Below are 22,194 nucleotides of genomic sequence, written 5' to 3'. Positions count from 1 at the left end.
TGGGATCACTCCTTGCGACCGGACAGCTGCTCTTTCAGCGCAGCAAGCTTTGCGAAGGGCGAGTTCGGATCGGCCGGACGATCGCGCTCGCGCGGGTTCGCGCTCGAGGCGTAGGGGCGCAGCGACGGCCCGCCCTGACGGTCGCGGCCCTTGTCGCGGTCACGACCGCGATTGTCGCGGCCCTTGTCGCGATCGCCGCCGAACTTGCCCTTGTTGCGATCGCGATCCTTGTTGTCGCGATCCTTGCCCTCGAAGCGGCGGTTCTTGTCGTCGCGCCCCTCTTGGCGCGGTGCACCTTCGGCGCCACCTTCGCGCGGCTTGCGGAAATCCTTTGCCCCATCTCTGCGATGACCGCCGTGACGATGGCGCTCATTGCGCTTCTCGCCGTCGGCTGACTGCGCGGCCGCGCCTTCGGCGGGGGCGGCGCCAGCTTCAGCACCGGCCTGCTGCGGGCGCTGATTGTGGTGACGCTGGTGGCGATGACGCTCGTGGCGGGGCTTGCGATCGTCGTGGCGGCCGCCGGGACGCCAGACCTCGACGAGCTCGGGCTCGGCAGGCACAGCGGCAGCCTCGACCGGCGCGGCGGCATCGGCGGATGCAGCGGCTTCCGTTGCAGCGGCCTCGGCGGGAGCGGCTTCCACCGCCTCGCTGGGCGCAGCAGCCTCTTCCGCCGGCGGCGCGATGCCGGGGGCATCCTCGGGCGTGACGGGGGCATCAGGCGATGCTTCGAGCGCCGGCTCTTCGTGTGCGGGCTCGTCGTGCTGCTCCATGCCGGGCGCGTCTTCGACGGTGACGGGCTCGGCGGCGGCTTCGATTGCGGTGTCCGCGCTTGCGGTGGCATCATCGGTCGCCGTCGGTTCAGTCGGAGCCTCTGCGCTTGCTTCGGCCGCCGGCGTCTCCACGGCAGCAGCCACCGGCTTCGGCGGCAGCGGCGCACGCTTCTCCATGCGATAGCCGAGCGCGCGCAGCACCGAGGCGAAATCCTCGCCGGCCGAGCCGGTGAGCGAGGTCATCGCCTGCGTCACCACAAAGCTGCGGCCGTCGAACGCGCCGGCAGGCTTTTCGCCGGGCGAGTTCTCGCGCCAGGCCAGCGCCGGCCGGATCAGATCGGCAAGGCGCTCCAGAATGTCGACGCGCACCGCTCGCTCACCGGCCTGCTTGTAGCCGAGCACGCGATAGGCATCGCGCGGCAGCTGCTTGTCGACCGGGAACGAGGTGCGGCCCGAAGATGCCAGATGCTGCGCGCCGGACAGCGACGACAGATCGACATTGTCCTGCTTCAGCGCCCACAGCAGTGCGGCCAGCGCACGGCCGGCGGGCTTGAGCAGGCCGGGGAAATAGATATGATAAGCACCGAAACGGACGCCGTATTTGCGCAACACGGCGCGCGAGGGCTGGTCGAGGTCCTTCAGCTCGTTGGCGATCTTGGGACGCTCGAGCACGCCGAGCGCCTCGACCAGCTGATAGGCGATGCCGCGGGCAATGCCGGTGACGTCCTCGGCCTTCGACAGCTCGAACATCGGCCCAAGCAGCTTTTCGATATGGGTCTTGAGCCAGAGCTCGAGCCGGGCCTGCACCTTCTCACGCGGCGCACCGGTGAGGCGCTCGTCGGAGATGATGCGGATGCGCGGATGCAGCGCCTCCTCCGCGGCAGACAGGCGCGCCACGGCATCGCCGGTCCAGCGGATGGTGCCTTCCGAGGTCAGCACGAACTGATCGTCCGGCGCATTGCCCAGTTTTTCGGCGCGCGCGTTGATCTCGCCGGCGAGCACCGCTTGCGCTGCAGCCTGCAAGGCTTTCGCATCGGAGCCTGCTTCCGCCGCATCCGGTGCAAAGGTGAAGCCATCGAGGCGGCCGATGACATGGCCTTCGACGATGACTTCGCCGGTCTTGCCGATTTCAGTATTCAAGCTCGTGTTCTCCCGCAGGCGGCGCATCAATACACTGGTCCGGCGATCAACGAAACGCTCAGTCAAGCGTTCATGGAGCGCATCCGATAATTTATTTTCGACCTCGCGGGCGATCCCCTGCCAGCGTTCGGGGTCTTTCAGCCAGTCCGGGCGGTTGGCGACGAAGGTCCAGGTGCGGATCTGGGCGATCCGGGCCGACAGCGTGTCGATGTCGCCGTCGATGCGGTCGGCCTGGTCGACCTGGGCCGCGAACCAGGAATCGGGGATGCAGCCCTTCTGCATCAGGAAGCCGTACAGCGTGGTCACGAGCTCGGCATGGGCGGCCGGCGACAGTTTTCGGTAATCGGGGACCTGGCAGGCCTCCCACAGCCGTTCCACGGCCGCCTTGCCATGCGCGATATCGCGCACCTCGACGTCGCGGGCGGCGTGGTCGAGCACGCGCATGTCCTCGGCGATCGGCGCGCGCGTCAGCGCCTCATGGCCGGGCGACTGGTTCAGGGACACCTGGAGCGCGCCGAGGGAGGCGAAATCCAGCTTCGAATTGCGCCATTGCAGCATCTTCACGTTGTCGAAGGTGTGGTTCTGCAGCGCGTTGACGAGCTCGGGCTCGAACGGCCCGCAGCGGCCCGTCGTCCCGAAAGTACCGTTGCGCGTGGCGCGGCCCGCGCGGCCTGCGATCTGCGCGAATTCGGCCGGCGTCAGGCGGCGGAACTGGTAGCCGTCGAACTTGCGGTCGGAGGCGAAGGCGACGTGGTCGACGTCGAGATTGAGGCCCATGCCGACGGCGTCGGTGGCGACGAGATAGTCGACGTCGCCGTTCTGGAACATCTCCACCTGCGCATTGCGCGTGCGGGGCGAGAGCGATCCCAGCACCACGGCCGCGCCGCCATGCTGGCGGCGGATCAGCTCGGCGATGGCGTAGACCTCGTCGGCCGAGAAGGCGACGATGGCGGTGCGGCGCGGCTGGCGCGTGATCTTGCGGTCGCCGGCGAATTCGAGCTGCGACAGGCGCGGCCGCGTGATCATGGACACGCCCGGCAGCAGCCGCTCGATGATCGGGCGCATCGTGGCCGCGCCCAACAGCAGCGTCTCGTCGCGGCCGCGGCGGTTGAGGATGCGGTCGGTGAAGACGTGGCCGCGTTCGAGATCGGAAGCGATCTGGACCTCGTCGACGGCGAGGAAGGAGACGTCGAGATCGCGCGGCATCGCCTCGACGGTCGACACCCAATAGCGCGGGTTCTTCGGCTTGATCTTCTCTTCGCCGGTCACAAGCGCGACGGCCTCGCTGCCGACCCGTGCGGCGATCTTGTTATAGACCTCGCGCGCGAGCAGCCGCAGCGGCAGCCCGATCAGCCCAGAGGGATGCGCGAGCATCCGCTCGATGGCGAGATGGGTCTTGCCGGTGTTGGTCGGCCCGAGCACCGCAGTGACGCCCGCGCCGGGTGCGCGCTCGGAGGCGAAGAGGGAGGAGGAGAAGGCCATGTCTGGGGATTAGGTAGTGGCGATTTGGGCGAATGTCAGTGCTGCTTTGGGGTGTGTTGAGGGCTGGGAGGTGTCGGCCATGTCTCCGAACGCTACGCTGCAGCCAAGCATTCCGCTGTCATGCCCCGGCCTGCCGCCTTCGCCAAGGCTTCGGCGGGCCGAGCACCCCCCTGAGCCCCGGCGTAGCCTTGGCGGAGCCGGGACCGGGGCATCCAGTACGCCGCGGCCTGTCCGCTCAACCACAACGGCCTCGGCGTACTGGATCGCCCGGTCAAGCCGGGCGATGACACCGAGCGTGTGGGAGCGCACTCCCCAAACCTCGCGCAACTGTCTCACTTTGCGACGCTTTTCCCGTTGGCCTTAAGCTTCGGAACGACTCTAGAACGAATCGCGGCCGAATCGCTGACTCCCGCTGAAGCCTGTTCCGTTCACGCCACATGTCGCGGGACTCTTATTGGTTGTGCACTAGATGGAGTTTTGCCCTGCCGCACAAGCGGCGTTTCGATGACCGGTTCCTTAAAATTGGGGACGGCGCGGAGTCGAATCAGAATCGGGCAGGAGTCAAATGGATTCCCGGGATCACGACCCCCAAACTCATTTTCGCGAAAACAACCCCATGCACAGTAGAAATGCCATTGAAAGGATTACATTTCTTTCCAGCCAAATTGCCTCCCCGTCATTCCGGCGCGCGACGCGGTCTTTCCGTCATCCTGAGGTGCGAGTGGCGCGTTGCGCAGCATCGCGCCGGGAGCCTCGAAGGATGGACGGCCCGGATGCGGCGGCACGCACGGATATTCCCTGCGGGAACAGCCGGGCTGTCGCCCTTCGAGGGCCGCTGAAGAAGCGGCCACCTCAGGGTGACGGTCTCTAAGGGGGAATGCGCAGCTAAAGCCCTACTGCGTCTTGGCGACCTTTGGCGGCTGGGCTGAGGTGATGAAGCTGGTGGCTTCCAGCATGGCCGGGCCGAGCGGCGTCGGCACTTTCAGCCAGAACGGGACCAGGATGCGCGTGCCCGCGACGGGGGCGAAGGCGATCTCGATGTTGCGCTGGGCGGCGAGGTATTTGATCACGGGACGGTCGGGAATGTAGCCCGCCACGGGCACGAAATAGAGCGCGCAGACCACGACCGGGCCCCTGTAGCCCTTCTCCGCCTTCACGCTCTCCATGCGCTTGAAATCGAGTTTCAGCTCGTAGCGCATGCGGCCGTCGAACACCGGCGCGGCGTTGTGGCAGGCGTCGGGCGTAACAGGGTCGCCGGTGCCGGGCACGCGCAGCAGCGAGGCCGTCATCGGGTCCCAGACGCCGCGGCGATGCCCATCGGTGACGACGATGCGGTCGGCATCGACAGGCGGCTCCGGCACGATGCCGAACTCCTTCACATTGCCCTTGTCGAGCGTGATGCGGATCTCTTCGGTCTTCTTCGAGGTGGTGGTGGAGGCCTGGTAGCCGGTCGCGACCAGCGCGCCGTTCACCACCCTACCTTGCGAGGCGCCGGTGCCGGACCCGCCCGCGAAGGATTTCAGCAGCCCCGTGGTGCCGCCGCTTGCCGCGGCCGCGAACACGTCGTCGCCGATGTCGATGTTCCAGGCGCCCTTGCCGACGGGAATGCCCGCCAGCGTCGCCTCATACTGCGCCTCGAGCTTGCCCTGTGCCGCCACGGGCTCCGCGCCCCAGGCCACGACGAGCCCGCAAAGGGCTGCGAAGGCCAGCCGGCCGGCAGAGCGCGGACTGGCTGAGCCGTGACTGACCAAGCCTTGGAGCCAAAGTCGGGGGGATGCGAGCACGAAACAATCCAATCGGGGCGCGAACGGTTGTTACTTAAGCCAAAAACCGCGGCAAACAATGTGTCCGGGCGCGGAGGCTTGCGGAACTCCATTTGATACTTCGGGTGCGAATACGCCCTTTATGTGATGGTAAGGCACTTCAATCATTGCCGTTTTGGTGATCGGGGGTGTGTCAGGGACGCGCACCTCGCCCCGCCCATTCCGCCGTCATGCCCCGGCTTGACCGGGGCATCCAGTACGCCGTAGCCCCTCGGCTCCAGCCGCACCGCCTCGGCGTACTGGATCGCCCGGTCAAGCCGGGCGATGACACCTGTTGTGGGGGATGCCGCGGAGCATGAATCCCCGCCCAAAACCTTGACGTCCCGTCCCTTCCCCCCTATACGTCCGCCCGCTCCCTACAAGGACACAGAATTAGCCCCCGTGGCGCCCAGAATGGCGGCCGCAAATCGTTTGGGGGACAGAAGAGGATTTCTACCATGTCTCGCCGCTGCGAACTGACGGCCAAGGGCCCCCTCGTCGGCCACAAGGTCAGCCACTCCAACATCAAGACCAAGCGCCGCTTCCTGCCGAACCTCGTCAACGTGACGTTCATCAGCGAAGCGCTCGGCCGCAACGTGCGCCTGCGCGTCTCCACCAACGCGGTCAAGAGCGTCGACCACAATGGCGGCCTCGACCCCTTCCTGCTCAAGGCCAAGGCCGACGTCCTGTCGCCGCGCGCCCTCGAGCTGAAGCGCGCCATCCAGAAGAAGGTCGGCCCGACGGCCGCGCCGGCGAAGAAGGCCAGCTAATCCAATTTTGAAATCGGGCGGGGGCTAAGTTGCGTCGCGTGGCGTAGTCTTAGCCAGTAGAGTTTTGCGTCGCGGCCGGATCGAAAGATCCGGCCGTTTTTGTTGTTGCCGGTAGGCCAGTAGCGAATTTGGAGTGACATCAGCAAAAGGGAGTACACAAGATCGTACAGCCCTTAGTTGCAGGTTCAATGTGAATCTGTTTGTGTCGGTCAGAGGATAACCGATGCATATTGATTCAGTTGAAATTGCTAACTTTCGCAAGCTTCGTTCTACTCGGGTGAGTTTTGCACGAGACAAGACAGTCTTCGTCGGCGCGAACAACAGTGGCAAAACTTCCGCCATGGTCGCACTACGATATTTCCTCGTAGCTCATGAACGAAGTAGCTTCACACTAAACGACTTCACCGTCTCTCACTGGCCCTCACTCGTGGCGATGGGCGCGAGTTGGGAAAAGGCCGCCGCTGCCGACGAGACACTCCCTGAACCCGACTGGGACGACTTTCTTCCAACACTCGACGTCTGGCTCCACGTTGAGAGTGACGAAGTCCACTATGTCCAAAAGATCTTGCCCACGTTGGATTGGGAGGGCGGTCAGCTCGGCGTGCGGCTACGCTTTGAACCCAAGGACATGACAGAATTACAGCGCGAGTATCTCTCCGCTCGTGCAGATGCGGAGAACGCAAAAAAGGGTGAAACTATCAGCGAGGCGGATAAGGCGAGCGAGACCATCGTCGTCTCACTTTGGCCGGATGACCTTGTTGATTTTCTCCGCCGCCGCCTTGCACGGCTATTCGTCATCAGAGCATACGTCCTCGATCCCACAAAACGTCAAGAGCCGGAACATGGTACGGCGAAACCGCAAGATCTGCCGCCTGATGCCGTTGCACTAGAGGAAGACCCCTTTAGGGGTCTCATCAAAATTAGTGAGATCAGTGCGCAACGCGGCTTCGGGCAAGAAGCTGAAGTCGCATTCGACGAAGATGAGGCCGGCGCCGTTACTGACACCGCCAATGCGCGGAAGCTCTCCGAGCAACTCCGGGGGTACTACAGCCGCCACTTGGACCCTTACGACAACCCGGACACGAGGGATATAAAAGCGCTGCAAGCGATCGAACAAGCACAAAAGGCTTTCGATATCCGGCTCAACGAGGGTTTCGAACCCGCGCTGAAGGAATTGGAAGAGCTTGGATACCCAGGAGTCACTGACCCTAAGCTCGAAATTTCAACAAGACTACGTCCTGTTGAAGGCCTCAACCACGAAGCCGCTGTGCGTTACGTCATCCAAATGACTGACGGCACTAAGAACACTCGGTTGCATTTACCGGAGGACTCGAACGGTCTCGGCTACCAGAATCTGATTTCGATGGTATTCCGGCTTATGAGTTATCGTGATGCATGGATGCTAGTTGGCAAAGCTGAAACAAGAGCCGTCGCGAAAAAGGCATTCAGGCCACCCCTGCACCTTGTGCTCGTAGAAGAGCCTGAGGCACATCTCCACACTCAGGTTCAGCAAGTCTTCATCAGGCAGGCATACAATATCCTACGCAAACACCGCGATTTGGGAGACAGCAAGACTTTCACCACACAACTAGTTGTCAGCACACATTCAAGTCACATTGCGCATGAGTGCGACTTCGCTTCACTGCGATACTTTCGACGAGTTGCTGGCGCGAGGATGGAAATTCCGAGTTCCTGCGTTGTGGACGTCTCTACCGCGTTTGGATCGAACGAGGAAACTCGCCGATTTGTCACTCGCTATCTCAAGGTTACTCACTGCGATTTGTTCTTTGCAGATGCGGCTGTATTGATAGAAGGCCCAGCCGAGCGAATTCTGACTCCTCATTTTGTAAGAGAGCACGCGCAATTTAAAGATTTGCGGGAGTGCTATATTACGTGGCTTGAGATCGGCGGCAGCCACGCGCATCGATTGCGCGGCCTCATTGAATGCCTTGCGCTACCCACCTTGATCATAACTGACCTCGACGCGGTAGGAGAAGGTAACAAATCCGCAAACCCAAAGAGAGGCGCCGGCCAAACTTCGCGCAACCAAACGCTGAACACATGGTGCCCAAAACGAATCTCTCTTGACGAATTCCTTGACGAGCCCGAGCAAAACAAGATTTTGAAGTACGAAGCACAGCGGTTTTCTATTCGCGTGGCGTATCAATCCCCGGTCCGAATTGATTTCCGCGGCCGCACAGTTGAAGCGCTCGCCAACACCTTTGAAGACGCTATACTATTTGAGAATATCGGCCTCTTTCTTCAACAAGAAGGAACGGGCCTCGTGGCCAAGTTCAAGGCTGCAATAGAGGCTAGCGCTACCGTGGAGGAACTGAGTGGGAAGCTTGCAGAGAACCTGAAGACTGGCAGCAAAGCTGAGCTCGCTCTTGATCTGCTCGAGTTTAGGGACGCAAACAAACTTAAGCCTCCAACCTATATGCGTGAGGGCCTTCTCTGGCTTTCCGATCAGGTGCGCGAACGACAGAAAGAGTTGGGGCTCGCAGTATCGTCGTACAGACGCATGGGATTCGAGACGATCTTCGAAGCGCTTGCTAGCGTTGACACCTTCAGAACAGGACTTCTTGACGGGTCTTTGCCGGTCACACGTTTGTTTACGGCCAACGTCCTGCCTCTCGTCTCCGCTCTCCAGAACAATGACAAATTTGCTACCGCAAGAATTGTGCGTGAGTCCTCGCCACTGCTGAGCGCTGAAAGACTCAAGAATGCGACCGACCAGCGCAATCAATTGCGCAATGCCAAGATCGCAGCTGAGGGCCTATTGAAACTGTGGCAGCAGGGGACACCTACCTGCGGCGAAGTCCTGGCTTATGTCGCCGAGCAACATCTCTTTGATCTCCCAGAAGCTTTGAAGCCATTTGCCATTCACCGATCGGACGATGAAGCCCAATCTAGCTCTGACGACGAGTCTCGTGATCCTTTAGATGAGGCAGACGCGGCAATTGAGAAATTTCTGCTCGCATCATTTTCGGAAATCGCGCCATATGCTCAGTACATCTCGAATACGGCCGAGTTCGGCACACACCAGGGGGTTAAGGGGCTAGAGTTCGATCGCGTTATGGTGTTGATGGACGATACCGAGGCGCGCGGCTTCATGTTCGGATATGAAAAGTTCTTCGGCGCCAAAGAACTTTCAGCGAGCGATTTGTCAAATGAATCTGAGGGCCGCGACAACTCGGTTAGCAGGACGCGTCGCCTATTTTATGTCACCTGCAGTAGAGCCAAGAAGAGCCTTGCGTTGGTGCTCTACACTTCCGCTCCCGAGGCGGTGAAAATGCAGATGCTTAGAAACGAGTGGTTCGACGAGCATGAAATTTTATTAGCGGTGCCCGACCATCCGATTCCAGCGTGACCGACTCGCACATGAGTTCCAGGGCTACTTGAACCATGTCATCTGCTCCACTTTCCGCTCTGCTCGCCCCCTAGCCTCACCGGGAGGGGCCTTCCGTGAGCACGAACCCCAATCCGAGCCGCGAAACCTCGTCATCTGCTGTGACGGCACCCTAAACAACGCCCCACGCGCGTTAACCGTCCGTTAACCAACGCAGCCTAGCCTGCGGTAATCGTCCAGCCATCATTAGCTCGAAATGCCTTCCCGGTTCGCTCCAGGAGAAGCGCCAATGTGCGTTGCGTTGTTGACGTATGCCGATCTCAGTGCCCGCCTCAATATCTCGCGCGAGGCCGCGCGTGCCCTGGCGAGACGTCGCCGTTTGCCGCGCTCGCGGTCGGAGGACGGCAAGGCCCTGGTGAGCGTCGATCTCGCCGAGCTCCGCTACACGCCCCGCCCGCGAATTGGCCGCAAGGCAGCCCCCATCGCTGCCCCCATGGCTGAGATCGAGGCCTTCAAGGTCGAGGCCTTCAAGGTCGAGGCCTTCAAGATCGAGGCCTTCAAGATCGAGGCATTCAAGGCGGAGATCGCGCGGCTCGAAGCCCTCGCAGCCGGCGCCAGGTTAGTTTTCGAGCGTGAGCGCGAGCGCGCCGATCGCCTGGCCGTCGAGTTGCTGCAGGCGGCCGCCGAGACGGCGGCAGCCAATGCGTGGGCGGCACGACTGGAAGACGAAGTGGCGGACTTACGGACCGGTCGCCAGGCTGGCGGCGCGACCGCGGGACAAGCCGCGCGTCGATTGGGACATCTGGCCGCGGCCATCGTGGGCGCAGACCGCGCGGCTCGCAGATAGCACTCGAACCCTTCTCCATCCCGGCCTGCCGGAGCAATCGCGAGGACAGAATGACTGGCATGACCGATATTCACGAGATGAAGGCGCGCATTGTCGTATTCGGGGTCGGCGGCGCCGGCGGCAATGCCGTCAACAACATGATCACATCCGGGCTGCAGGGGGTCGACTTCGTCGTCGCCAATACCGACGCTCAGGCGCTTGCCATGTCGAAGGCGCCGCGCCTGATCCAGCTGGGCACCCAGGTCACCGCAGGCCTCGGCGCCGGCTCTCAGCCCGAATTGGGACGCGCCGCAGCCGAGGAGGTCATCGATACGATCCGCGATCAGTTGACCGGCGCGCACATGGTGTTCGTGACCGCCGGCATGGGCGGCGGCACCGGCACCGGGGCCGCCCCCATCATCGCCAGGACCGCGCGCGAACTCGGCATCCTCACGATCGGCGTCGTCACCAAGCCATTCTACTTCGAGGGCCAGCGCCGCATGCGCTTTGCCGAAGCCGGCATCGAGGAGCTGCTGAAGACGGTCGACACCCTGCTGATCATCCCGAACCAGAACCTGTTCCGGGTGGCCAGCGCCAAGACCACATTCGCCGATGCCTTTGCCCTTGCCGACCAGGTGCTCTATTCGGGCGTGGCCTGCATCAGCGACCTCATCGTCAAGGAAGGCCTGATCAATCTCGATTTTGCCGACGTTCTCTCCGTGATGCGGGAGAAGGGCAAGGCCATGATGGGACGGGGCGAGGCGTCCGGCGAGAAGCGCGTGCTCGCCGCCGCCGTGGCCGCCATTTCCAATCCGTTGATCGAGAACCCCTCGATCAAGCGCGCCAGCGGCCTCATCATCTCCATCACCGGCGGCAAGGATCTCATGCTGTACGAGGTCGACGAAGCCGCGACGCGGATTCGCGACGAGGCCGACCCGGACGCCAACATCATCGTCGGCGCCTCGTTCGACGAAAGCCTCGAAGGCATCGTCCGCGTCTCGGTGGTGGCGACCGGGATCGACAATGTCGACCCGGCGCAGCTGGCGGCGCCGGTGGAAACCGCACTCACGCAGCTCGCCGGCAGGCTGCGCGACGACAGCCGCCGCATCGCCGATCGCATCGAGCAGCGCAGTGCGCCGCTTCCGCACGTGGAAAGCCCGCCGCTCCGCCCGGCGGCCGGCCGACCCGCAGTGCAACCGGCAAGGCCCGATCCGGAATATGCGCGCCGCGCGGCGCCTCAGCCGCTCGATCCCTACGGACGCACCGCTCCGCGCAATATAGCCGACGAAGACCTTCTCGACATCCCGGCCTTCCTGCGCCGCTCCGCTAATTGAGCGGGCGCGGGGGAAGCGCGGGGCGATCGCATTTGGTCTTAGTGAGCTCGCGTGCGATGCCCCACAGCGTCATGGCCGGGCTTGTCCCGGCCATCCACGCCTTTCCCACGGCACGAAGAACGTGGATGCCCGGGACAAGCCCGGGCATGACGAGTTTGTGGCCCCGGCTGTGCCGAACCACTGTGATATGAGGCTCTGATATCTCGCCGCGCACTCCGCCCTCATCCTGAGGGCCCGCCGTAGGCGGGCGTCTCGAAGGATAGCCGCAGGCGAGCTTCCGATCTGCGCAGCGCGCCGATCGTTCACGCTGCCGTGCTGCGCGGGGTCTCCGCCGTTTCCCTTTTTTCCGGCTCCTTGTCGCGAGACAGCCATGCCGGGAAGCGAAGCAGGCGATCGTTGCCGTCTTTTGGCGGCTCGATGGGCGGTGCTTCATTGGCCGAACGCGGGAGGTCCAGCACGGCCTGCCCTGCCCGCACCGCATCCGCGCGCTGATCCAGTTCGCGCATCAGGGGATCGAGCACGCTGTCGATTTCGGTCGCCACCGACACGATGAAACTGTTGAGCTCGCGAGCCTCGGGCACAACGGCCGAGGCCGACTCGATCGCCCTGGAGAGACCGTCGACGACCGGTGCGAACGCGCCGGCGGCTTGTTTGATTCGCGTTCTTATCGCTTCGATCTCGGCCAAGACGCGATCACGCTCCCGCCTGGTCTTCTCTTCCGAAAGGCGGGCTTCGATTTCGGCGATCTGAGCCGTGAGAGTCGTGGCTTCGGATGCGAGTGCATCGCGGCGCAGGCGCGCACGATCGAGATCGCGACTGAGATTGTCCACTAGATCGTCCTTCCCGAACATGGCTTTGCTCCGTAGGACAGCCGTGACGCGAACCGCCAGCCGGTTAAGCGAACCAAAGGCTGGATCGGCCGAAAAAGGCATCAACTTCGGTCGCGTCATATGGGCCGACATGGTGACCCCCACCGTCCTCATTAGGCGACGACATGGTTAACAGGTGGTTAATGTCAACAGATGATGGGGCAATGAGGCACCATGCCGCCGATGCCGACTTCGTCTCCTCGCTGCCATCCATTTTCGCTATACTCGCCCCGGTAGCATCACCGGGAGGGGCATACCGTGGAGCACGACGACCAGCACAAACCCAAAACCGAGCCGAAAAACCTCGTCATCTGCTGTGACGGCACCGGCAACGAGATCTCGGAGAACATCTCCAACGTCCTGAAGCTCTATCGCTGCCTGCGCAAGACCGACAAGACGAAGCCGCGGCAGATGGTGTTTTACGATCCGGGCGTCGGCACGGTGACGGAGCCTTCGACGTGGCACCGGCTCAAGGCCAACGTCAATCTGGTGCTGGGGCTCGCCACCGGCTACGGGCTCGATGACAACGTGCTGTCAGCCTATTGCTTCCTGGTCGAGCATTACGCGCCGGGCGACCGCATCTACCTGTTCGGCTTCTCGCGCGGCGCCTACACCGTGCGGGTGCTGGCGGGGCTGATCCACAAGATCGGGCTGATCTCGCCGGAGCAGGCGAACCTCGCGGGCTCGGGCCTCGTCGCCTACAAGCAATATTCCGGCACCGGGCGCGGCAACGACATCGAGGACCTCAAGGATGTCGCCTTCGACGAGAGCGGGCCGCTGCCGAAGGACGAATTCGACCTCGCCGCCCAGTTCGCGCGCATCACCTCGACGCGCTGGCCGACCATCCACTTCATCGGCGTCTGGGACACGGTGGCGAGCGTGATCGTGCCGCGGCGCGACAATTTCTTCTTCGTATTCAGCCTGGAGGAGCTCGCCTTCACGCTGCGCAATCCGAGCGTAAAAATCTTCCGGCAGGCGATCGCGATCGACGAGCGGCGCTGCATGTTCCGCCTCAAGGCGTACAAGGAGCCGCAGGAATATTGGAGTAACCGCTATGTGCCCGACGAGAAGAAGGTGCCGCAGGACATCATGCAGGTGTGGTTCGCCGGCGTTCATTGCGACGTCGGCGGCGGCTATCCGGAAGCCGAGAGCGGCGAGTCCAAATATCCGCTGATCTGGATGATCGAGGAAGCGGCGAAGGCCGGGCTGAACTTCAACCCGCGCACCGTGAACCAGCTCGCCTGGGGCATCCAGCGCAAGAACTCGCCGTTCCAGTATGTCGAGCCTGCCTACACCGGCAAGGTGGGCGAGCTGCACAATTCGATGACGGCGCTCTGGCGCGTGCTGGAATTTGTGCCGAAGAGCGCAAAGTACAAGGAATGGCCGCAGCGAAAGGTTTTTCTGGGCTTCTACATCCCCGATTGCGAGCCGCGCGTGATCCCCGAAGGCGCCCATGTGCACGAGAGCGTGCTGAAGCGGATGGCGGTGGAGCCGGGCTACCGGCCGGTGAACTTGCCGAGGGATTATGTGACCGTGCCGATGCCGGTGCGGCCGCATGCTGAAGCCGCTCCGGACTCGCTGCCACCCTCCCCTGAAGGGGGAGGGTCGGCTCATATTGAGCACAGCGAAATATGAGACGGGGTGGGGTGAAGGTCTCTCCACCTCCAACAGTGCCCGTGTTGAGAGATCACCCCACCCCGCTCGCGCTACGCGCGATCGACCCACGAGCGAGCTTCGCTCGTCTCGGACCCCTCCAGGGGAGGGTGGGCATCCCGCTACCGGCGTTTTCTCCGTTCGCTGCTACTTTTCATTAAAATTCTCGGGCCGCCCTTAGTCGGATCGCATCAACTCTTTTCCATCATGCCTCCCAAGACCACCCGCGCCGTCCGCGGAATTGGAGGAGAGTGCCAATGCATCCGCGCCGACATGCCCGCGTGAAACCGTCCGGGCTGGTATCCCGCCAGGCCAAGATCATCACTGACCCGCGCGCGCCGGTGATTCCCTGCACGCTGATCGACTACTCGCCCGGCGGCGCCTGCGTCGATCTCGGCGGGCAGGTGAATATCCCCGACAGGTTCGAGCTGCTCCACGTCAACACCAAGAAGCGCTGCCGCATCGCCTGGAAGCGCGGCTCGCGGATCGGCGTGGTGTTTTAGGGGGACGCTCTCTCCGTAACTGAATAATTCCGCCGAGCACTCCGCTCTTCCCCCTCCCCCTTGCGGGGGAGGGTTGGGGAGAGGGGTGGCCCGGCAATAGGTGTTAGCTGCGTGCGAGGTGATGCAACACAGGCGCGCTTCATTCGATAGCGCGTGCCGTGTGGCTACCCCTCTCCCTAGCCCTCCCCCGCAAGGGGGGAGGGAACGCAGCGGTGATGCGGCACGACCTTTTTCCAACAGCTGTCGTAGCTACGCCCGCATCCTGGCTTTCGTGCCGGCGACGATCTGCATGGCGACGCCGGCGATCCAGCCGAACAAAGCGAGCCAGGTCCACGCCAGGTGCGGCTCGAGGCGGAGCACGATGACGCCGACGGAGGCGAGCGCGGTGAGCGTGGCGCAGAGCGTGCCGGCGGCGCTGAGGAATTCCGCGGCGTCGATCGCGCTGTGGGCGTCGTCGAAGGGCAGCTGCGGCGTGTCGATGCCGAGATAGAAGCCGACGAAGCCGAGCAGCATCATCAGCAGCAGGAAGCCCTGCGTGGTCAGCGGGGCGATCGAAGATCCCACATAGGCGCCGACGAACAGCCCGCACGCCGCGCCTGCCATCGCGAGGCCCACGCGCTCGAAAACGTGGGCAGTCTTGCGAACACGAAACCGCATGGCGGGCCTCCCTGAGGAGTTGGGTGCGCGGGAGGGTAGGCCAGTTTTGCGGTGCGTGGAAGGTGAGGAGAGTTACGGATGCGTGAGGGCGCGGGATAGTGAGGGCACGATCGCCCGCGCTGCCCCCACCGCTGTCGTCCCGGACAAGCGAAGCACAGATCCGGGATCACCACAGGGAGAGATTTGGCGAAGACTTTAAGTTGTGCAGTGGCAACTCATACCGCGCATCATCGTGAGATCACGCGGTATGGCAGCGCCCTCTCGCGCCCTACCTTGCCCCGAACGTGGTCTTGCCGAACAGCGCCTTTTGCGTCGACGGCTGCGAGCGCCAGTATTGCGGCGGGGCTTCGACTTCGCCGCCGAGTTCGGCCGCGGCGTGCCAGCCCCAGCGGGGATCGTAGAGCAAGCTGCGGCCGAGCGCGACCATGTCGGCCTTGCCGGATGCCACGATCTCCTCGGCGTGTTTGGCTTCGGTGATCAGGCCGACGGCGATGGTGGGCAATCCGGTCTCGCGCTTGATGGCCTCGGCAAACTGCACCTGATAGCCGGGGCCGAGCGGGATCTTCTGCAGCGGCGAGACGCCGCCGGAGGAGGCATCGATCCAGTCGACGCCGCGCGCCTTCAGCGCGTTTGCGAACGTGATGGTCTGCGCCAGGTCCCAGCCGCCCTCGACCCAGTCGGTCGACGACACCCGCATGCCGACCGGCTTGTCGTGCGGGAAGACCGCGCGCACCGCGTCGTAGATCTCGAGCGGAAAGCGCATGCGGTTTTCGAGCGAACCGCCATATTCGTCGGTGCGCCTGTTGGAGATCGGCGACAGGAACTGATGCATGAGATAGCCGTGCGCGCCGTGCAGCTCGATCGCGTCGATGCCGAGCCGGGCAGCGCGCTTGGCGCTGTCGACGAAGGCCTCGCGGATGCGCTTCAGGCCGGCGGCATCGAGCGCCAGCGGCGCGGCCTCGCCTTCCTTGTGCGGCAGCGCCGACGGCGCCACCGTCTGCCAGCCGCCTTCACTCTGCGGAATGAGCTGGCCGCCGTCCCAAGGCCGCGCGCTGGAGGCCTTGCGGCCGGCATGGGCGAGCTGCATCGCGACGGCCGTGGTGGAATGCTTGCGCACGGAGGAGAGGATCTGCTTCAGCGCGGCTTCGCAGGCGTCGCTGTAGAGCCCGAGACAGCCCGGCGTGATGCGGCCGATCGCCTCCACATGGGTCGCCTCGATGCAGAACATCGACGCGCCCGACAGCGCGAGGTTGTTGATATGGGTGAAGTGCCAGTCGGTGGCGACGCCGTCGTCGGCCGAATACTGGCACATCGGCGACACCACGACGCGGTTCTTCAGCGTCAGGCCGCGCAGCTTGATCGGGGAAAACAGGGCGCTCATGCGGGGAGTTCCGGGGGATGGAGGAATGGAAGCGATTGCATGAAGTTTAGTAGCCCTACGGCGAATTGCCAGCTGCGCGGCGGACATGCCCGCCCGCGGCGCCATGCATTGCGCGCGTCATATGATCACAAGGCGGAGATAACCCTCGGCCGCTTGCCAGGAACTCCACTGTCATCCCGGGGCACGCGAAGCGCGAGCCCGGGATCCATAACCACGGGATTGGGTTTTACGAAGATCGACAACAGCTGGTCTTCGCCAAACGTCTCTCTCCCTGTGCCTATGGGTCCCGGGCTCGCGCGTCGCGCGCCCCGGGACGACGATCGAATTTGAGGCCCCTACTCCAGCTCCTCGAACCTGCCCGGCACGGGCTTGCCCATGCGGATGCGGCCGTCGGGCAACAGCTCGCCGTCGGCTTCGGCCGAGAACTGGATCGTGTTGCCGCCGCCGTCGCGCTTGCTGACCTTGCCGAGCGGGCCGAGCTTGTCGGCAAGCGCGGTGTCGTCGAGCACGAACACGCGGTACTCGGTGAGGTGAAAGCGGCGCGGCGCCTGCCATGTCAGCGCGGGCACGGATGTGCGCATGTCGCCGTCGGTCTTGATGTCGACGCTGCGGCCGGTCACGTCGCGGAACAGATCCGGCCCGGCGACCAGCCGCGCGCGGCCGCCGTCGATGGCGTAGAGATTCAGCGTGACGATATGGCGCTCGCTGCGGAACGAGACCGCGACGGTGCGTGAGTCCTGCGACCAGGCGGCGTGGAAGGCATCCGGCGCCGAGTCCAGAATGTTGTCGTCGTTGACATTGTCGAGCGTCATCAGCCGGCGATGGCCGGGCTCGGCCATCAGGTAGATGCGAAAGCCTTCGCTTCCAGACTCGCCGCCGCCATGGGCTGCGACCGACAGCTTCCCATTCGGCGCGCGGCCGCCCTGGATGATGGCGTATTCGTTCTTTCCGTACCGGTGCTCGGCCGTGGCGAAGGCCGGCGACAGCGCGGCGAGCGTGAAAATGAGGGCGAGGGCGAGGATGGCGCGGCAGGGCATGACGGTTTGTCGGAGAAGGGCGGGCGGACGTTCACTCCACCAGCGTGAACTGCAGCAGCAGCGTGCGCTGGAGCATCGAGAAATTGTCGTCCGACACCAGCGTCAGCACGGTCTCACCCTCGGGCGTGACGTGGGCGTCGATGCCTTCCATGTTGTCGACCTCGTGGCCGAGATCGGCGGCGAACAGCGCAGGGCCGTCGACCAGCGCGTTGGGCGCGATGGATTTCAGGGGGATCGACCGGATGCGGATGTTGATGCCAGTGAACCAGGAGAATTTGCGTTCGAGGATGAGAAGCTCGCCGGACGGCAGCAGCACGGCATCGCTGATGTCGAATTTTTCGGTGCGGCGGACGCTGAACTGGCCGGGCGACGGACCGCCGATCAGGAACGCGACCAGATTGCCGTCGGCGTCCAGTCCGCGTTCGGAGAAGGCGATCAGGGTGCCTGCCAGCGGCTGGCCTTTCGGCACGACGACCATCGCTTCGAGCCCCTTGTTGGAGGGCAGCTTCCGCACGGCGGGCGGCGTCGGCAACACCTCGCCGCGGGCGCGCGTGCCGCCTTTCGCGAAATCGAAGCGCAGGACCTGGTTGACGCGCTCGAGCCCGACGTAAACGACATTGCCGTCGCGCGCGAGCGACTCGGTGTCGTACCAGAACCGCCTCTCCGTGATCGGCCGGCCCTCGGAATTGAGCATCGGGGACGCCTCGACATCGTCGAGCCCGATCATCTTGCCGCCGGAATAGCGGATGCTGCCGGTGAACCAGCCGCCCTGGTCGGAGATCGCGAGGAAGCGCTCGCCCTTCGCATCGAGCCGGATGCCGGACAGGCCACCGAAGCCGCGATAGGGCGAAGTCAGCACCAGGCCGCTGCGATATTGCAGCTGACCGAAGCGCACGCGCGAGCGGTCGCGCGGCTCGAAATTGGGAATCGGCCGCGCGTTCACCTCGACGCTGACAGCCTCGGTGACGGCGTGCTCGATCTGCGCGGTGCGCGGCGGCGGCTCGGTCGTCGGCTGCGCCTGCGCCAGTCGGGAGAGTGCGAGAGTGGAAAATCCCGCCGCCGCGTGGCCAAGAAAGCTGCGGCGGGACGATTGCGTGCTCACGAATGCAGTTTGCGTCGCGGGCGACCGGCCTGATGCGTGGGCGCGGTATTGGTCTCGCTGAACAGTTCGGCGAGCTTCTCGGTGATGGCACCGCCGAGCTCTTCGGCATCCACGATCGTTACCGCGCGGCGATAGTAGCGCGTCACGTCATGGCCGATGCCGATCGCGATCAGCTCGACCGGCGAGCGGGTCTCGATCTCCTCGATGATGTGGCGCAGGTGCCGCTCGAGATAGTTGCCGGGATTGACCGACAGCGTGGAATCGTCGACCGGCGCACCGTCGGAGATCATCATCAGGATCTTGCGCTGCTCGGGCCGGCCGAGCAGGCGCTTGTGCGCCCAGTCCAGCGCCTCGCCGTCGATGTTCTCCTTCAGCAGACCCTCGCGCATCATCAGGCCCAGATTCTTCCGCGCGCGGCGCCAGGGGGCGTCGGCGGACTTGTAGATGATGTGGCGGAGATCGTTGAGGCGGCCGGGATTGGCCGGCTTGCCGGCGGCAAGCCACGCCTCGCGCGATTGCCCGCCCTTCCAGGCGCGCGTGGTGAAGCCGAGGATCTCGACCTTGACGCCGCAACGCTCCAGCGTGCGCGCCAGGATGTCGGCGCAGGTCGCGGCGACCGTGATCGGGCGGCCGCGCATCGAGCCGGAATTGTCGAGCAGCAGCGTCACCACGGTGTCGCGGAACGTCGCCTCCTTCTCGTGCATGAAGGACAGCGGGTGATAGGGATCGGTCACCACGCGCGACAGCCGCGCCGGATCCAGAATGCCCTCTTCGAGGTCGAAGTCCCAAGCGCGGTTCTGCTGCGCCATCAAGCGTCTCTGAAGGCGGTTGGCGAGGCGCGCGACGATGCCCTGCAGATGCGCGAGCTGCTTGTCGAGATAGGCGCGCAGGCGCTCCAGCTCGTCATGGTCGCAGAGGTCTTCGGCCGCGATGACCTCGTCGAATTTCGGCGCGAAGGCGTGATATTCCGGCCCGCGCGGCTCGTTCTTGCCGTGAGCGTTCGGACGCGTCGCCTCGCCCGGCGTCTCGTCGTCGCCGAGTTCGCCGTCGTCGAACGTGTCGGAGGTCGAGGCCTGCGCGCTTTCCATCGCGCTCTCGCTCATCTCCTCGCTGGAGGCCTGCGCCTGGTCGGCGCTCATCTCCTGCGCGGCATCGGAATCGGGCGAGCCTTCGGCGCCGGACTGGTCGTTGTCGCCGTCGCGGTTTTCCTCGTCGTCGTCGTTGTCTTCGCTGTCGGCGCTGCGCTCGTCGCCGAGCTCGAGCGCGGTCAGCAGGTCATGCACGGCGTCGCCGAACCTGGTCTGGTCCTCGACCAGGCCATCGAGCCGGTCGAGCCGCTTGCCGATCTTGTCCTCGAGAATGGGCCGCCAGAGATCGACCATCTTCTTCGCCGCCGTGGGCGGCGCCATGCCGGTCAGGCGCTCGCGCACCAGCATCGCCAGCGCATCCGCCAGCGGCGCATCGGCACGGTCGGTGATTTCGTCGAACTTGCCGCGATGGAAATGGTCGTCGAGCATCGCGCTGAGGTTTTTCGCAACGCCCGCCATGCGGCGCGCGCCGATCGCCTCGACGCGGGCCTGCTCGACCGCCTCGAACACGCCGCGCGCCTGCGGATTGCCGGGCATCAGCTTGCGATGCAGCTTTGCATCGTGACAGGCGATCTTGAGCGCGATGGAATCGGCGTGGCCGCGCACGATCGCAGCGTCACGCTTGGTCATCTTGCGCGCGGGCTCGGGCAGCCGCGCTTTGCCCGGCGCCAGACCAGGGCGCTCGGCAGCAAAACTGACCTCGAGCTCCGGCGACTTCGCGATCGCCTTCAGGCAGGAGGCCACCGAGCGCTTGAACGGCTCGGTCGGGGCTTCCTTGGTGTTACGGAATTTGGAGTTGGATGATGATGTGCTCATAGCGACTTCGTAAACGAGTGGCGCGTCACGCCGCCGGGATAGCCCTTGAGGGTGCCGAACTCCTCGTACCCGCAGGAACGATAGAAGCCCGGCGCCTGGAAACTCATCGTGTCGACATGGGCCTGGATCGCGCCCTGCCGTCTTGCCTCGTCCTCGATCGCCGCGATCAGCTTCGTGCCAAGACCCTTGCCGCGCTGCTTCTGGTCGATCCAGAAGTACTGGATGAACAGAACCGTGGCCCACAGGTGTCCGACGATGCCGCCGACGATCTTGCCGCGGTCTTTCAGCGAGACCGCGATGCTCCTGACCTTCTGCTTCCCGAACTGCTCGTCGTTATAGGCGCCGAGCCCGGCGAGCACAGCCTTCTTGGTGGTCCCAATGGTGCGCTCGACGGTGATGTTTGGCATGGTCTAGCTGAGCACCACGTTGACCGCCGATTCCGGCAGCTCCGCGTTGAAGCAGCGCTGGTAGAACTCGGCGACCAGGGGACGCTCGAGCTCGTCGCACTTGTTGAGGAAGGTGACCCGGAACGCGAAGCCGATATCGCCGAAGATATCGGCGTTCTCGGCCCAGGTGATCACCGTGCGCGGGCTCATCACCGTCGACAGATCGCCATTGGCGAAGGCGTTACGGGTGAGATCGGCAAGGCGGACCATCTTGTTGACGATGTCGCGGCCTTCCTGCGTGCGATAGTGCTTGGCCTTGGCCAGCACGATCTCCACTTCCTCGTCATGGGCGAGATAGTTCAGCGTGGTGACGATCGACCAGCGGTCCATCTGGCCCTGGTTGATCTGCTGGGTGCCGTGATAGAGGCCCGAGGTGTCGCCGAGGCCGACCGTGTTGGCGGTCGAGAACATGCGGAAGGCCGGATGCGGCTTGATCACCTTGTTCTGGTCGAGCAGCGTCAGGCGTCCGGAGACTTCCAGCACGCGCTGGATCACGAACATCACGTCGGGGCGGCCGGCGTCGTATTCGTCGAACACCAGCGCGATGTTGTGCTGGAGCGCCCAGGGCAGGATGCCGTCGCGGAATTCGGTGACCTGCTTGCCGTCGCGGACCACGATGGAGTCCTTGCCGACGAGGTCGATACGGCTGATGTGGCTGTCGAGGTTGACGCGCACGCAGGGCCAGTTCAGGCGGGCAGCGACCTGCTCGATATGGGTGGATTTGCCGGTGCCGTGATAGCCGGTCACCATCACGCGGCGGTTGCGGGCAAAGCCGGCGAGAATGGCAAGCGTGGTGGCACGGTCGAAGCGGTAATCAGAATCGACTTCGGGCACATGAGGATCGACTTCGGAATAGGCCGGGACTTCAAGATCGCTATCGATCCCGAACACCTGGCGCACCGACACCTTCATGTCGGGCAGACCGGAAATTTCCTCAACTTTGGACAGAGCGGCGGTCGTCATCAATCCTCCGAGGCCCCGGGCGATCCCGAGACCAGTTATTTGCACGTTGGCTGCGGCTGGGTGCGGTTGCGAACTTATCAGAGACAACGTGCCGGCAGAAGCCCGCGCCCCAATCAAAGTTCCATTGTCTTTTCATTTAGATAGGCAAGGAACGCGATTTTTGGAGGGCTGCCTTGCGAATCACGCTCAAATTTCAAGCGGGCCAG

General features: G+C 63.9%; 16 protein-coding genes. 6 read left to right on the top strand and 10 right to left on the bottom strand.

Going from position 1 to position 22,194, the window contains the following annotated elements:
- Nucleotides 1–5 precede the first annotated feature (5 nt).
- Together AB7G19_RS03595 and AB7G19_RS03590 are read right to left on the bottom strand one after the other, a co-directional pair.
- Complete coding sequence (locus AB7G19_RS03595; protein WP_063980642.1) at nucleotides 6–3,392, bottom strand: helicase-related protein; 3,387 nt, start codon at nucleotides 3,390–3,392, stop codon at nucleotides 6–8.
- Nucleotides 3,393–4,285: 893 nt separating this feature from the next.
- Nucleotides 4,286–5,143, bottom strand: a complete 858-nt coding sequence (locus AB7G19_RS03590) for a DUF3108 domain-containing protein (protein WP_441267723.1) — start codon at nucleotides 5,141–5,143, stop codon at nucleotides 4,286–4,288.
- 509 nt (nucleotides 5,144–5,652) lie between these two features.
- Here AB7G19_RS03590 and rpmB point away from each other — a divergent pair.
- The 4 genes from rpmB (at nucleotide 5,653) to ftsZ (ending at nucleotide 11,473) form a co-directional block, all read left to right on the top strand.
- Complete coding sequence (rpmB, locus tag AB7G19_RS03585; RefSeq protein ID WP_063980641.1) at nucleotides 5,653–5,964, top strand: 50S ribosomal protein L28; 312 nt, start codon at nucleotides 5,653–5,655, stop codon at nucleotides 5,962–5,964.
- A gap of 223 nt (nucleotides 5,965–6,187) precedes the next feature.
- On the top strand, nucleotides 6,188–9,334 hold the full coding sequence (locus tag AB7G19_RS03580) for an AAA family ATPase (protein ID WP_283017956.1): 3,147 nt from the start codon (nucleotides 6,188–6,190) through the stop codon (nucleotides 9,332–9,334).
- A gap of 283 nt (nucleotides 9,335–9,617) precedes the next feature.
- Entirely contained in the window at nucleotides 9,618–10,160 is a 543-nt protein-coding gene (locus tag AB7G19_RS03575) for a hypothetical protein (protein WP_231143792.1), read from the top strand.
- A gap of 59 nt (nucleotides 10,161–10,219) precedes the next feature.
- Nucleotides 10,220–11,473: a cell division protein FtsZ gene (gene ftsZ / locus AB7G19_RS03570; protein ID WP_084794938.1), complete on the top strand. Its 1,254-nt coding sequence runs from the start codon at nucleotides 10,220–10,222 to the stop codon at nucleotides 11,471–11,473.
- Between the two features lie 302 nt (nucleotides 11,474–11,775).
- Here the strand turns inward: ftsZ and AB7G19_RS03565 are convergent, their stop codons facing one another.
- Nucleotides 11,776–12,324, bottom strand: coding sequence for a hypothetical protein (locus AB7G19_RS03565; protein WP_225005617.1), 549 nt, complete (start codon nucleotides 12,322–12,324; stop codon nucleotides 11,776–11,778).
- Nucleotides 12,325–12,600: 276 nt separating this feature from the next.
- Between AB7G19_RS03565 and AB7G19_RS03560 the strand changes: the two genes are divergently transcribed.
- On the top strand, nucleotides 12,601–13,977 hold the full coding sequence (locus AB7G19_RS03560) for a DUF2235 domain-containing protein (RefSeq protein ID WP_063980636.1): 1,377 nt from the start codon (nucleotides 12,601–12,603) through the stop codon (nucleotides 13,975–13,977).
- A gap of 275 nt (nucleotides 13,978–14,252) precedes the next feature.
- Nucleotides 14,253–14,498 (top strand): PilZ domain-containing protein, encoded by a 246-nt coding sequence (locus tag AB7G19_RS03555; RefSeq protein ID WP_028149457.1) that lies wholly within the window; start codon nucleotides 14,253–14,255, stop codon nucleotides 14,496–14,498.
- 249 nt (nucleotides 14,499–14,747) lie between these two features.
- Here the strand turns inward: AB7G19_RS03555 and AB7G19_RS03550 are convergent, their stop codons facing one another.
- The 7 genes from AB7G19_RS03550 to cobS all read right to left on the bottom strand — a co-directional run bounded on the left by AB7G19_RS03550 (nucleotide 14,748) and on the right by cobS (nucleotide 21,988).
- Entirely contained in the window at nucleotides 14,748–15,155 is a 408-nt protein-coding gene (locus AB7G19_RS03550; RefSeq protein ID WP_063980635.1) for a hypothetical protein, read from the bottom strand.
- Between the two features lie 268 nt (nucleotides 15,156–15,423).
- Entirely contained in the window at nucleotides 15,424–16,536 is a 1,113-nt protein-coding gene (locus tag AB7G19_RS03545; protein ID WP_063980634.1) for an NADH:flavin oxidoreductase/NADH oxidase, read from the bottom strand.
- Nucleotides 16,537–16,871: 335 nt separating this feature from the next.
- Nucleotides 16,872–17,573, bottom strand: coding sequence for a hypothetical protein (locus AB7G19_RS03540; RefSeq protein WP_063980633.1), 702 nt, complete (start codon nucleotides 17,571–17,573; stop codon nucleotides 16,872–16,874).
- A gap of 31 nt (nucleotides 17,574–17,604) precedes the next feature.
- A complete protein-coding gene (locus tag AB7G19_RS03535) occupies nucleotides 17,605–18,675 on the bottom strand; it encodes an esterase-like activity of phytase family protein (RefSeq protein ID WP_063980632.1) in 1,071 nt (356 codons plus the stop codon).
- Nucleotides 18,672–20,579 carry a cobaltochelatase subunit CobT gene (gene cobT / locus AB7G19_RS03530; protein WP_014490393.1) on the bottom strand — a complete coding sequence of 636 codons (1,908 nt, stop codon included), beginning with the start codon at nucleotides 20,577–20,579 and terminating at the stop codon, nucleotides 18,672–18,674. The genes AB7G19_RS03535 and cobT overlap by 4 nt, the downstream gene beginning before the upstream one ends.
- Entirely contained in the window at nucleotides 20,576–20,986 is a 411-nt protein-coding gene (locus tag AB7G19_RS03525) for a GNAT family N-acetyltransferase (protein ID WP_028149462.1), read from the bottom strand. Before AB7G19_RS03525 ends, cobT begins: the two co-directional genes overlap by 4 nt.
- 3 nt (nucleotides 20,987–20,989) lie before the next feature.
- Nucleotides 20,990–21,988, bottom strand: coding sequence for a cobaltochelatase subunit CobS (gene cobS / locus AB7G19_RS03520; protein WP_441267722.1), 999 nt, complete (start codon nucleotides 21,986–21,988; stop codon nucleotides 20,990–20,992).
- Between the last annotated feature and the right edge of the window lie 206 nt (nucleotides 21,989–22,194).

Origin of the sequence: Bradyrhizobium sp. 215_C5_N1_1 (assembly GCF_052075935.1) — a bacterium.
Taxonomy (GTDB): Bacteria; Pseudomonadota; Alphaproteobacteria; order Rhizobiales; family Xanthobacteraceae; genus Bradyrhizobium; species Bradyrhizobium barranii.
Note: the sequence above shows the minus strand (reverse complement) of the source record. Positions and strands in the feature narration are given on the sequence as shown.